This is a genomic window from Roseibium sp., from assembly GCF_965232425.1.
In the GTDB taxonomy this organism is placed as follows: domain Bacteria; phylum Pseudomonadota; class Alphaproteobacteria; order Rhizobiales; family Stappiaceae; genus Roseibium.
Map to the genome: position 1 here is coordinate 3,625,249 of NZ_OZ246971.1, position 12,854 is coordinate 3,638,102.

At 61.3% G+C, this 12,854-nt stretch carries 11 protein-coding genes; 9 read left to right on the top strand and 2 right to left on the bottom strand.

The annotated features are described in order from the left end of the window. Positions 1-46: 46 nt before the first annotated feature. Positions 47-994, bottom strand: coding sequence for a Bug family tripartite tricarboxylate transporter substrate binding protein (locus ACO08A_RS16620; RefSeq protein ID WP_422037102.1), 948 nt, complete (start codon positions 992-994; stop codon positions 47-49). 93 nt (positions 995-1,087) lie between these two features. On the opposite strand from ACO08A_RS16620, the gene ACO08A_RS16625 reads away from it, so the two are divergent. From ACO08A_RS16625 to ACO08A_RS16655, 7 genes are all read left to right on the top strand, one after another. After that, a complete protein-coding gene (locus ACO08A_RS16625) occupies positions 1,088-1,579 on the top strand; it encodes a MarR family winged helix-turn-helix transcriptional regulator (protein WP_422037103.1) in 492 nt (163 codons plus the stop codon). Next, a complete protein-coding gene (locus ACO08A_RS16630; RefSeq protein WP_422037104.1) occupies positions 1,576-3,009 on the top strand; it encodes a sulfatase-like hydrolase/transferase in 1,434 nt (477 codons plus the stop codon). Before ACO08A_RS16625 ends, ACO08A_RS16630 begins: the two co-directional genes overlap by 4 nt. Then, positions 3,006-3,854 carry an MBL fold metallo-hydrolase gene (locus ACO08A_RS16635; protein WP_422037105.1) on the top strand — a complete coding sequence of 283 codons (849 nt, stop codon included), beginning with the start codon at positions 3,006-3,008 and terminating at the stop codon, positions 3,852-3,854. The genes ACO08A_RS16630 and ACO08A_RS16635 overlap by 4 nt, the downstream gene beginning before the upstream one ends. Positions 3,855-3,942: 88 nt before the next feature. Then, positions 3,943-4,314, top strand: a complete 372-nt coding sequence (locus tag ACO08A_RS16640) for a hypothetical protein (RefSeq protein WP_422037106.1) — start codon at positions 3,943-3,945, stop codon at positions 4,312-4,314. A 222-nt stretch (positions 4,315-4,536) separates the two neighbouring features. After that, on the top strand, positions 4,537-6,330 hold the full coding sequence (locus tag ACO08A_RS16645; RefSeq protein WP_421979424.1) for an FAD-dependent oxidoreductase: 1,794 nt from the start codon (positions 4,537-4,539) through the stop codon (positions 6,328-6,330). Next, a complete protein-coding gene (locus ACO08A_RS16650) occupies positions 6,327-8,207 on the top strand; it encodes a 2-oxoacid:acceptor oxidoreductase subunit alpha (protein ID WP_421979423.1) in 1,881 nt (626 codons plus the stop codon). The genes ACO08A_RS16645 and ACO08A_RS16650 overlap by 4 nt, the downstream gene beginning before the upstream one ends. After that, positions 8,207-9,256: a 2-oxoacid:ferredoxin oxidoreductase subunit beta gene (locus ACO08A_RS16655; protein WP_421979422.1), complete on the top strand. Its 1,050-nt coding sequence runs from the start codon at positions 8,207-8,209 to the stop codon at positions 9,254-9,256. The genes ACO08A_RS16650 and ACO08A_RS16655 overlap by 1 nt, the downstream gene beginning before the upstream one ends. 267 nt (positions 9,257-9,523) lie before the next feature. Here ACO08A_RS16655 and ACO08A_RS16660 read toward each other — a convergent pair whose 3' ends face one another. Beyond that, complete coding sequence (locus ACO08A_RS16660; protein ID WP_422037107.1) at positions 9,524-10,360, bottom strand: metallophosphoesterase; 837 nt, start codon at positions 10,358-10,360, stop codon at positions 9,524-9,526. A gap of 222 nt (positions 10,361-10,582) precedes the next feature. Between ACO08A_RS16660 and ACO08A_RS16665 the strand changes: the two genes are divergently transcribed. Beyond that, a complete protein-coding gene (locus tag ACO08A_RS16665) occupies positions 10,583-11,458 on the top strand; it encodes a PaaX family transcriptional regulator C-terminal domain-containing protein (protein ID WP_422037108.1) in 876 nt (291 codons plus the stop codon). 145 nt (positions 11,459-11,603) lie between these two features. After that, positions 11,604-12,809 carry a 3-oxoadipyl-CoA thiolase gene (gene pcaF / locus ACO08A_RS16670; RefSeq protein WP_422037109.1) on the top strand — a complete coding sequence of 402 codons (1,206 nt, stop codon included), beginning with the start codon at positions 11,604-11,606 and terminating at the stop codon, positions 12,807-12,809. Positions 12,810-12,854 lie beyond the last annotated feature (45 nt).

Below are 12,854 nucleotides of genomic sequence, written 5' to 3' on the forward strand. Positions count from 1 at the left end.
GAAAGATTGCGGGCGGGATCAGACCGCCCGCAAAAGGGGTGTCGGTTTATTCGTTGACCACCGAGATCAAGGCTCCGGATGCGTCGAAGCTTTGCTGGAGGCTGGTTTCCAGGTCTGCGCCGGAGATGACGACCGGTCCGCCGAATCCCTTTGTGATGAACGCATTTGCCTTGCCGCCGTCGCTTGTGACGATCTCACCGATCGCTTTTGCAATCGCGTCGCGCGCGGCCGGGTCCATGTCGGGTGGCCCGGCGAAGAGGAAGGTGGTTTCGTTGACGAACTCGACGCCGAATTCCGACAGCAGCGGTGCATCCGGCGAATTGATCAGCGGCTCGCCCCTTGCCGACGCGAGTTCGACCATGTCACCCGCCGCGACGGCCTTGGCCTGAATGCCGGCGCCGAAGCCTATGTCCATGTCGCCGGCGTTGAGGCCGTTCATGACCGCCTTGCCGCCCCGGACCGAGATGATGTTGAAATCGACGCCGTTTCTCTTGCCGGCGAGGTAGGCAATGTCGCCCAGCAGACCGGTCATGACGCCGAAGCGGATCTCCTCTCCGCCCTTGGCGGCTTCAATGACGTCGGCAAAGGAGGTGTAACCCTTGGACGTGAGCGCAACGACGGCCATCTGGGTGCCGGCCGTCGTCGTGATCGGAGTGACATCGGTTGGCTTGCCCGCCTTCGCGGATGCCATGTTGTAGCCGAGCGTTTCTGAGACGATCATGCCGATCGTGGTGCCGTCGGCAGGGGCGTCTTTCAGCGCCTTGACGGCGTTCAAGCCGCCTTTGCCGGTCACCTGCTCCGGGATGACCTTCCAGCCATGACGGGCTTCCAGTTCCTCCGCGATGAGCCGCGCCTGGGTGTCGGCTCCGCCGCCTGCTGCGAAGGCTATGATCATTTTGATGGGGCCAGGCGGTGTCCAGTCGGCAGCTTGGGCAGATCCCCCCGCGACGGTGAGGAATGCGGCTGCCATGATAGCTTTGAGCGTTTTTTTCATGTTGTCCTCCCTGTTTGAACAAGAGAGCCACAAATTAGTTGACTGGTCAACATTAAAGTTGACGGGTCAACCAAACCGGGTGAAACTGCTGCCATGACCAAGAGCCCGAGCCAGCAGGCGGAAGATGCCGACGCGTTGTTCGCCCAACCGCTGCACCAGTTTCTGACGTATCGTCTGTCGCGCGTTCAGGCGAAGCTGAACACGCAGGCGCAGCGGATCCTGTCCCAGGCGGCAGACATTTCGCTCATTCAATGGCGCATCATCGCACTGATCGGCTCGTCCGGGGAAAGCCATGCGGGTGAACTCACGCGGCGGGCGGCGCTCGACAAGGGGCTTTTCAGCCGGAACCTGAAGACCCTGATCAAGCGTGGGCTGGTTTCAAGCCGCGAGGACGACGCGGACCATCGCATTTCAATCCTGTCCCTGACAGAGGGCGGGCACGCTCTTTATCAGAAAGTCCTGCCGATCATGCGTGCGCGCCAAAGCGCGCTGAGGTCCACCATGAGCAAGTCGGAACTCGACACGTTGTACCGCGCGCTCGACAAACTCGAGATCGCGGCAGAAAGGGATGACCTGGACATATGACGCAGCCGAATTTCCTCGTCATCATGTCGGATGAACACCAGTCCCGGGCCATGGGCTCTGCCGGGCATCCGTTCGTGCAAACGCCGAACCTCGACCGGCTCGCCGCACGGGGTGTCCGTTTCACCGATGCCTATACACCGTCGCCGATCTGTGTTCCCGCGCGGGCTGCCTTCGCGACCGGCAAACACGTTCATCAGAACCGGCTCTGGGACAACGCCATGCCCTACACCGGTACGCCCTGCGGCTGGGGTCACGCGCTGCAACAGGCGGGTATCCCCGTGGAGAGCATCGGCAAGCTGCATTACCGGCATGACGAAGATCCGGCAGGTTTCGACACAGAGCATATTGCAATGCAGGTCGCCGGGGGCGTCGGCATGGTGTGGGCCTCGATCCGGCAGGAAGACGAGCGTCTGAAGATGCCGGGCCGGATGCTCGGCGACTATATCGGGCCGGGCACCAGCAACTACACGGATTACGACGATGCGGTGGTTGAAAGAACGGTTCGCTGGTTCAAGGAAAGAGCGCTTTTTGAAGAGGCGCGTCCCTGGTGCCTTTATGTCGGCCTGGTCGCGCCGCATTTTCCCTTCGTGGTCCCGGAAGACTATCTCGGCCTTTATCCTGCCGATCGCCTGCCGGAGGTGAAGCTGCATCCGAACACGGGCTACGTGCGGCATCCCTGGGTCGAGAAACAGAACGCGATGGCGGATTCGGAAAGCAAGTTCCGAGATGAGGCCGAGCGGCTGTGCGCCATGTCGGCCTATTACGGACTGACAACCTGGATGGACCACAATGTCGGCCGGATCCTGAGAGGTCTGGAAGCGGCGGGCTTTGGTGAGGACACCCTTGTTGTCTACACGTCCGATCACGGCGACAATGTCGGCGCGCGCGGCTTGTGGGGCAAGTCGAACCTCTACCAGGAAAGCGTTTCCATCCCGATGATCATGGCAGGGCCGGGGATTGCTCCGGCGACCTGTGACACGCCCGTCAGTCTTCTGGATCTGTCGGCGTCGATCCCCGCGCATTTCGGTCTGGACTTCGCGTGCGAAGGGGAGCCGCTTCAGGCTATTGCCGGCCGGCCCGTAGACCCGGAGCGTCCGATCCTCAGCCAGTATCACGCCGTCGGCGCCGTCTCGGGTGCCTTCATGCTGCGCAAGGGGCGCTGGAAGCTCAACCGGTACGTGGATTTTCCACCCGAATTGTTCGATCTCAAGTCGGACCCGGAGGAGTTGACCGACCTTGCCGCCGATCCTGCTTACCGGGAAACGGTCACGTATCTGGAGGGTGAACTGCGTGGTCTCGTGGATGTCGAGGCCGCGAATGAACAGGCCTTTGCCGACCAGGCGGCGCTGATCGAGGGTTATGGCGGCCGCGAAAAAGCAGTGACACTCGGTGCGCCCGCCGCGACACCGCCGCCGGAGCTCAACGGATGAAACTGACGGTGCTCGGCTCCGGTTCGCCAGAACCCTATTCCCGGCGCGCCTCGTCAGGATACCTGATCGAAACGGGTGAGGAGAAGATCCTGTTCGACTGCGGCGGAGGGGTGGTGAGCCGGTTGATCGAGGCCGGCCACAGCCCGGCCGATATCGACATGCTCTTCTTCAGCCACCTTCATTCCGATCACATGATGGACTACGCCCGGCTTGTGCATGCGGCCTGGGAAATGGGCGGCAAACAGCTCAGGGTGTTCGGTCCGCGCCCGCTGCAGCACATCCATGACTGCCTGTTCGGACCGGAGGGCGCGTATGCGCATGACCTGCGTGCCCGGATCGACTTCGCTCCCAGCCAGGAGGTCTGGCGCGCGCGCGGCGGCAAGGTGCCGCGGCCGTGGCCGGCGCCCGAGATAACGGAAATCGACCCCGGTTTCGCGCTGGATACAGGGCAGTGGCGCTTGTCATCATGCAGCGTTCCACACGCACAGCCGCATCTGACCTGCATGGCGTTCCGGCTTGAGTGCGGGGCGAAGACGTTTGTCTATTCCGGGGATGCAGGTCCTTGTGATGATCTGAATGCGCTCATGCAGGGTGCTGACCTGCTCCTGCACTGGTGCTACCGGCTCGACGGGGAACCGGCGCAGCCGCTGATGGCCCAAATGACTCCGACGCCGCGCGAAATTGGCGAGCTTGCGAAATCGGCGGGGGTGAAGCGGCTCCTCCTGACGCATTTCAGGGTGCACATGGATGCTCCCGGGAACATGGCCTCCGCGCTTACCGTGCTCGCCGATGCGTTCGGCAGCAACGCCGCTGTCGCCGAGGATCTTGACGTCCACGAAATCTGACATCACGCCGGATTGCAGTGCCGTGATCGATGGCCGTCTTTCCGTGCTTTCTGATCTGGCGCATGTTTGCGGGATGGAAACATATCTGTTGCGTGCGCTTCTCCTCCTCGCCCTGTGTTTCGCAGGTCCCGCCGGGGCGAATGAACATCATCGGTTCCTCGGCACGTGGGGGACGGCAGAACAGTGTGCCCGTGCGCCGATCAAACCCGGCGGCACGGTGCTGGCGGCACCGTTCGAGATCGGACAGCTCTGGATGAAACAGGGGCAGCTCTGGTGCAGGCTCGACTGGGGGCCGGTCGAGACTGGTGACAACAGTGCTTTCACGGCGGCAACGGCACAATGCGGCGAGGACAGTGTGCGCGGCTATTTCCTCGGTATGAGACTGACCGGCGAAGAGCTGACGCTGCGCTGGGATTTTCCCTACTACAACGGCCCCCTGAAACGCTGCCCGGCTTCGTGATGCCGGATGACGGCTGCCGAGGCCGACGTGCTCGCAATGAATTGAAGCGGGCGCTTTTGCACGTCTAACCCTGATGTTTCCGTGAACTCGAAAACCCTCAAACAAGTATTCGAAAGTCAAATATCTTCTCGGATCGTATGGTGTACTCTTTACACAGGCGATTACGGCACGCTTTAATTTGAAGCAGCCAGATGTCTTGGACTCATGGGAGGGGAAAAGGACGTGCGAGCCACCGATACGACGAACCCGGAATATTTTCACAAGGTCGTCGACTGCCAGTATGCCTGCCCGGCGCACACGCCGGTGCCCGCCTATATCCGCCTGATCGCGCAGCAACGCTATACCGATGCCTACCTGATCAACTGGGAAAGCAACGTGTTTCCGGGCGTGCTCGGCCGGACATGCGACCGTCCGTGCGAACCGGCCTGCAGGCGCGGCCGCGTCGAGGAGGAGCCCGTGGCGATCTGCCGGCTCAAGCGCGTCGCCGCCGACTTCAAGGACGAAGTGGCGGACATGCTGCCGAAGGCGGGGCCGCCCAACGGCAAGAAGGTCGCGCTGATCGGGGCCGGCCCGGCTTCCCTGACCGTCGCCCGCGATCTTGCTCCGCTCGGCTATGAGCTGCATCTATACGACGAACAGGCCAAGGGCGGCGGCTTCATGCGCAGCCAGATCCCCTCGTTCCGGTTGCCGGAAAGCGTTCTGGATGAAGAGATAGGCTATATCCTCGACATGGGCATCACCACCGTGTTCAACACCTATGTCGACAGCATGGCCGACATGCTGACCAAGGGCTATGACGCGGTCTTTGTCGGCTCCGGTGCGCCCAAGGGGCGGGATCTGCCGAAGCTTCCGGGCCGCAAGGAAGCCGATGCGAATATTCACATCGGCATCAACTGGCTCGCCAGCGTCGCCTTCGAACACATCAAGGAGATCGGCAAGCGCGTGATCGTGCTCGGCGGCGGCAACACCGCCATGGATTGCTGCCGTACCTCGCGCCGGCTTGGCGGCGAGGATGTGAAGGTGATCGTCCGCAGCCCGTTCGAAGACATGAAGGCCTCGCCCTGGGAAAAGGAAGATGCCATGCACGAAGGCATCCCCATCATCGACAACCATGTGCCGCGCGAGTTCGTGGTCGAGGACGGCAAGCTCGTCGGCATGACCTTCGAAAAAGTGAAGGCGGTCTATCACCGGGACGGACGCCGCGAACTGGTGCCCACTGGCGAGGAACCCGAGTTTTTTCCCTGCGATGATGTGCTTGTCGCCATCGGCCAGGAGAACGCCTTTCCGTGGATCGAAAAGGAGACGGGCATCCGTTTCACCAGTTGGGGCACGCCGATCATCAATGATGACGAGACGTTCCAGTCCACCCGCAAGGAAGTCTTTTTCGGCGGCGACTCCGCCTTCGGGCCATCGAACATCATCACCGCCGTTGCCCATGGCCACAAGGCGGCCGTCTCCATCGATCTCTACTGCCAGGGCAAGGACCTTTCCAAGCGGCCTCCGCCGGATGTCACTCTTGTCGGACAGAAAATGGGCATTCACGAATGGAGCTACGATTCCATTCCGATCACCGACGAGCGCAAGATCGTCCCGCTGGAGGATCTGAAGAAATCCCTGAGCGACCGGATGGTCGAGGTGGAGCTCGGTTTCGATCCGGAAACGGCTTTCATCGAGGCGGAGCGCTGCCTCAACTGCGATGCGCAGACGGTGTTCACCGATTCCAACTGCATCGAGTGCGATGCGTGCGCGGATATCTGTCCGACAAGCTGCATCACCTTCACCCAGAATGCTCCGGAGAAGGAACTGCGCGGCAAGCTCATGGTCCCGGCGGACAATCCCGAGCAGGATCTTTATGTCTCCGGAAAGCTGCCGACCGGGCGGGTGATGGTCAAGGATGAGGACGTGTGCCTGCATTGCGGCCTGTGCGCCGAGCGGTGTCCGACGGCCGCATGGGACATGCAGATGTTCTTCTACAACGTTGCCAAGGCGACGCCCAACCTGGTGGATGTCAAATGAAACAGCTCGAGGGCGTCAACGATTTCGTGGTCAAGTTCGCCAATGTGAACGGGACCGGGTCCGCGTCGGCAAACCATCTCTTTGCCAAGGCGATCTTCCGGATGGGCGTGCCGGTCAGTCCGCGCAACATCTTTCCGTCGAACATCCAGGGTCTGCCGACCTGGTACGAGGTCCGGGTCAGTGCCAAGGGCTATCTCGGCCGGCGGGGCGGCGTGGACCTGATGCTGTGCGTCAATCCGCAGACCATGGAAGACGATGTCGCCAGTGTCGGGCCGGGCGGCTATTTCGTCTATGATTCCACCCGCCCGCTGGCGCCTCACCTGAAGCGCGACGACATCAGCTATTTCGGTATCCCGCTGACGGAAATGTGCATGCGCGAGTTCAAGGTCGCGCGCCTGCAGCAGCTGTTGAAGAACGTAGTCTATGTTGGTGCCCTGGCCGCTCTGCTCGATATCGACTTTTCGATCCTGAAGGACCTTCTGAACGATCAGTTCAAAGGCAAGGAGAAGCTGATCTCGCCCAACGTGCACGCGCTCGAAATGGGGTATCAGTTCGCCCAGGAAAACTTTTCCTGCCCGCTGCCGATCCGCCTGGACCCGAGTGTCATCGACGCTCCGCATATCCGCGAGAGCCAGCATATCCTGATGAACGGCAACACGGCGGCAGCCCTTGGCGCCATTTATGGCGGCGCGACGGTTGCGGCCTGGTACCCGATCACCCCGTCAACTTCGGTGGTTGATGCCTTTTCAAAATATGCGGAACGGATGCGGATCGATGCCGGTACCGGCAAGCGGAATTTCGCGATCCTGCAGGCCGAGGACGAACTGGCAGCCATGGGGATCGTGGTGGGAGCCAGCTGGAACGGCGCGCGGGCCTTCACGGCAACATCCGGCCCCGGACTTTCCCTGATGAGCGAGTTTCTGGGGCTGGCCTATTTCGCCGAAGTCCCGGTCGTGCTGATCGACGTCCAGAGATCGGGACCGTCCACGGGGATGCCGACCCGGAGCCAGCAGTCGGATATCCTTGCGGCCGCCTATGCCTCCCACGGCGATACCAAGCATGTCCTGCTGTTCCCGGCGACACCGCGGGAGTGTTTCGACATGACCGTACAGGCCTTCGACCTGGCGGAGCAGCTTCAGACGCCCGTGATCATGATGTCGGATCTCGATCTGGGCATGAACGACTGGATGTCGCCGCCACTTGAGTGGGACGACGACTACGAGATGAACCGGGGCAAGGTGCTGGACAAGAACGCGCTGGAGGAAGCGGAAACCTGGGGGCGCTACGTCGATGTCGACGGCGACGGTATCTGTTACCGCACCCTGCCGGGCACGCATCCGGACAAGGGCGCGTTCTTCACGCGGGGATCGTCAAAGAACGACATGGCGGTCTATTCAGAGAAGGGCGATGACTACGTCGAAAATGTCGACCGGCTGCTGCGCAAGTTCGAAACGGCAAAATCCTATGTTCCCGTTCCCAAGGTGCATGACCCAATCCCGGTCAAGAAACCGAAAACCAAGCAGAAGCTCGGTGCGCTATTCTTCGGAACCTCCGCGTCGCCCTCCTATGAAGCGGTCGAGATCCTCGCCGCGGAAGGTTACCCGATCGACGTGATGCGCATCCGGGCCTTCCCGTTCCATGAGAGCCTCGACGCCTTCATTCACGAGCATGACCTGGTGTTCGTGATCGAGCAGAACCGCGACGGTCAAATGCGGCAGCTGATCATGAACGAATGTCATATCGCGCCGGACAAACTGACCTCTGTCCTGAACTATTCCGGTACGCCGATCACCGCGCGCACGATTGCGCGGCAGATCCGGCGCTCCCTGAACGCCACGAGCGCAGATGTCGTCAAGCTGCATCCGGAGACTGCCTGATGTCCTATTACAAGCCGAAATTCCAGCACCCGAAACTGCCGAAGAATGCGCTCGGCTACACGGTTGCCGATTATGACGGATCGATTTCGACGCTGTGCGCTGGATGCGGGCACGACAGCATTTCCGCCGCGATCCGCAATGCCTGTTTCCTGTCTTCGATTCCGCCACACCGCATTGCCAAGCTTTCGGGCATCGGCTGTTCGTCGAAGATGCCGACCTATTTTCTCGGGCGCAGCCACGGCTTCAATTCGGTGCATGGACGGATGCCGTCCGTTGCGACCGGGGCGAGCGTTGCCAATCGCGACCTCATCTACCTGGGTGTTTCCGGTGACGGCGACACCGCCTCCATCGGCATGGGCCAGTTCGTTCACCTGATCCGGCGGAACGTCAACATGACCTACATCGTTGCGAACAACGGCTGCTACGGTCTGACCAAGGGCCAGGACAGCGCGACCGCCGATCTGGGGTCCGTCGGCAAGTACGGCACGCAGAACCCGTTCGAGGGCATAGACCTTGCGAGCCTTGCAGTGCTTCAGGGGGCAAGTTTCGTCGCGCGCAGCTTCTCCGGCGACAAGGAACAGCTGGAACCGCTGATCCGCGCGGCCATGGCGCATCGGGGCTTCGCCTTTATCGATGTGGTGTCGCCATGCGTGACCTTTGCCAACAATGTGGGGTCGACAAAAAGTTATGCGGCCACGCGTGAGAATCTTGAGGCCATGCCCGTCGACTTCGTACCGATGCGCGAGGAGATCCGCACGCAATACAAGGAAGGATCGACCCAGACGGTCACGTTGCATGATGGCTCGAACATCAATCTTCACAAGGCCAGCAAGGACTACAAGGCCGACAGCCGCGAAGACGCTCTCATGGCGCTCCAGGCGGCGGATCGCAATGGAAAGGTGCTGACAGGGCTCCTCTACCTCGATCCGACGTCACAGGATCTCAACCATACGCTGGAACTCGCCAGCCAGCCGCTCAACAGCATGGGCAAGGACGAACTCTGCCCGGGAAGCCGGGTGCTGAAGAGCATCAACGAAGGTTTGCGCTAGTCACGCAATCCAGCGTTGACCGGTGTGTCGAGGATCGCCGTTTTGAGGTAATTCTTCCGTCTCTGGATTTGTCATTCCGGCTGGAGCGAAGCGGAAGGCCGGAAACCAGTAGTCTCTTGTTTCGCCGGTTTTTTCCAATCGCCAGCCGCGTAGTGTCCTGGGTCCCGGTCTTGCCGCTTGCGCGGCAAACCGGGAGGGCAAATCCGGGAAACCGTTCCGTGCTTTGACTCGGCGCTGGGCGCATTGGACGGATGAAGCTCAGGGCACTCAGATGTTGTCTTCCGACAGCCAGCCATCTGCCTCGGTCTCGACCCAGGTCGCGTTGCGCTCATCGAGAAAATCCATGGAATGGATGACGGTGCTGCGGGCGTCCAGAAACGCGACATTGTAGTTCTGCGCCATGCCGCCGTAACCGACGCGATCCTTGTTGCCGGAAAAGTCCGGCCAGTTCGGATGGCTCGTCGAGCGTGGGGCGGAGAGCGGAATACCGCAGACGGACCCGGACAGGCTGAAGTGGCAATGGCCGAAGAAGATATGCCGGATGACGGCTTTGTAGTCTTCCAGAATGTCCTGGAATGCGTCCAACTGGACGATGCCGATCTGGTCCGCGTTGGCAACATGGACCGTCATCGGATTGTGATGCAGGAAGATGTAGGCGTTTGAGTTTTGGCGCACGACATCGTCGAGAGCGGCGCGCAGCCAGGCCTGCCGTTTGGCGCAATAGTGACCCGCGTGGGTGTCGGGCTCGTTGGTGTCCAGAAACAGGAAGTGCCCAAGCGGTGTTTCCTCTACCCACTGGACAAAGCCGTCTCCGTCGACAGGTGTCTGTGGAAATGACGCGCGAAAGGCCGTCCGGTCGTCGTGATTACCGATCATCAGGCGTGGGTTCATCGAGACCAGGCCGGTTTCGTCCAGAAGCGCGGTCAGATAGGCGTAATTCGCGTCCGTGCCGTGATGCGCAAGATCACCCGAAATGACAACCATGTCCGCATCTGAACAGTGTTCCTGGACGTGCGCGGCGCAGGCCCGAAAGTTGTCTGCCGGGATCGACCCCATGATGGGATCATCCTGAATGTGCGTGTCCGAAATGTGAACGATCTTCAAGGCAGTGGCTCCGTTCCGAGTGTGTTTGACGACTGATTTCGCAGTTTGCGGGCAAAGTCAATCGGGACCGACATGCGGAAGGACCACCCGGTCATCGGCGCACAAGTCGCGGTTAAACGGATCGCCGTGCATGCGCGTGAGGCGCGGCTTCAGACATTACGAAATTTTCTAAAATGAAGGAAACTCGTGCTATGATTTCCCGATACAGCGCATGAGGCCTCTATGACCGGACACCAAATCGACCAACTCCTTCAGCCGCCACGTCGCGGATCTATCCCGCGGGCCCCCGCTTTTATCGTCACGCTTTATGGCGACGCGATCGAACCGAGGGGCGGGACGTTGTGGATGGGAGATCTTGTCAGTTGTTGTGCGAAGCAGGGGATCAGCGAAAGTCTGGTCAGAACCGCGGTATCAAGGCTTGTCGCGGCCGGCAAGCTGCTGGGCGAGCGGATCGGGCGCCGGAGTTTCTACAGGCTGACGGAACAGGCGCAAGAAGAATTCAGGTCGGCGTCAAAGGTGCTCTATACACCCCCGCCCGTGGCGCGAGGCTGGCTGCTCGCCTTGAAGACCTGTGAAGCCCTTCCGGATGGCTGGGTTTCGATGGGGAGCGGCGTCGCTCTCGCCCCCAATCGTTCCGATATCGTTCGGCTTTCCGGCGCTGTTGTCTCGGGCGAGGCGATCGGCGAACGGAAGGACTGGCCGGACCTTGCCGCCGATCTGTGGGATCTGAAAGTCGTCGCCGAGAGGTACCGGTCGTTTCTGGAGCGTTATGACGCGCTTGGAAAAGTGCTGCGTGACAGCGGCCTGAATAATGTTGACGGCAAGAACGCGTTGGGCCTGCGGTTGTCGCTCATCCATCACTATCGGCTGGCGGCGCTGAAAGATCCACGACTGCCGCGCGAAGCCTGGCCCGAAGACTGGCCGGGACCTGACGCACGGCGGCTTTTCGTGAGCATCTACCTGGCGCTTGCTGCTGCCGCTGACGCGTATATCGGGGGATCGTTCAGCGATTCCCGCGGTTTGCTGCCATCTGCGACAGAGGTGACGGACCTGCGGCTGGACAGGCTGGCACGCGAGGCGGTCTCGTTCACCGGCTGAACAACACTGCTTCCCAACACTTGCCGCATCAAAGGATCACACTTTCTTTTGATCTGGGGTTTCAAGTGTGATGTTTTGATGTTATAACGCTGACCGTTCGGTCGACGAATAAAGGTCGTCCGCGAGTTTGCTGCGGGAGAGAGCAATGCCGGAAGCCTATGTCTGCGATGCGGTCCGTACCCCGATCGGGCGCTATGGCGGCGCCCTGTCATCGGTGCGCGCAGACGATCTGGCCGCAATTCCGCTTGCGGCCCTGAAAGAGCGCAATCCGGATGTGGACTGGGACGCGGTCGATGACGTCATCCTGGGCTGCGCCAACCAGGCGGGCGAAGACAACCGGAACGTGGCGCGCATGGCCGTGCTCCTGTCCGGTCTCCCGGTGAACGTACCGGGCACGACGGTCAACCGGTTGTGCGGGTCCGGCATGGACGCGATCGGACTGGCCGCCCGAACGATCCGTGCAGGCGATGCAAACCTGATGCTCGCCGGCGGTGTGGAAAGCATGAGCCGCGCGCCGTTTGTTGTCGCAAAGGCGGGAACGGCCTATTCGCGCAATGCGGAAATGTATGACACGACGATCGGCTGGCGCTTCAAGAACAAGCGGCTTGAGAGCGCGTTCGGGACGCATTCCATGCCCGAAACGGCCGATAATGTCGCCAAGGACTTTTCTATTTCGAGGCTTGACCAGGACCGGTTCGCGGCGGAAAGCCAGCGCCGCTGGGAAGCTGCTCAACAAGCAGGTGTCTTCAGGGACGAGATCGTTCCCGTCACGATCCCGCAGCGCAGGGGCGAGCCGATCATCGTCGATACGGACGAGCATCCGCGCCCGGGCACCAGCGCCGAGGCGCTGGCGAAACTGCGCGGTGTCAACGGGCCGGACCTCACCGTGACCGCCGGGAACGCGTCCGGCGTCAATGACGGGGCGGCCGGGGTGATCGTTGCTTCCGAAGCTGCGGCACACGCAAACGGGCTTGTGCCGAAGGCGCGGGTTGTTGCGATGGCAGCGGCAGGCGTGCCGCCCAGGATTATGGGGATCGGACCGGGGCCGGCGACCCGGAAGGTGCTCGATATTGCCGGTCTTGGCCTTGAACAGATGGACGTGATCGAACTCAATGAGGCCTTCGCGTCGCAATCGCTGGCCGTCCTGAGGGAACTCGGGCTGCCGGATGATGCCGCGCATGTCAACGCGAATGGCGGCGCCATTGCGCTCGGACATCCGCTCGGCATGTCCGGGGCACGGCTGGTTCTGCACGCGGCCTACCAGTTGCAGCGCACCGGCGGTACCTACGCGCTCTGCACCATGTGCGTGGGTGTCGGGCAGGGCATCGCGCTGGTACTGGAGCGGGTGTAGGATTGGAACGCACACGGCCTGAACAGGTGCTTTTGGAGGAAATGC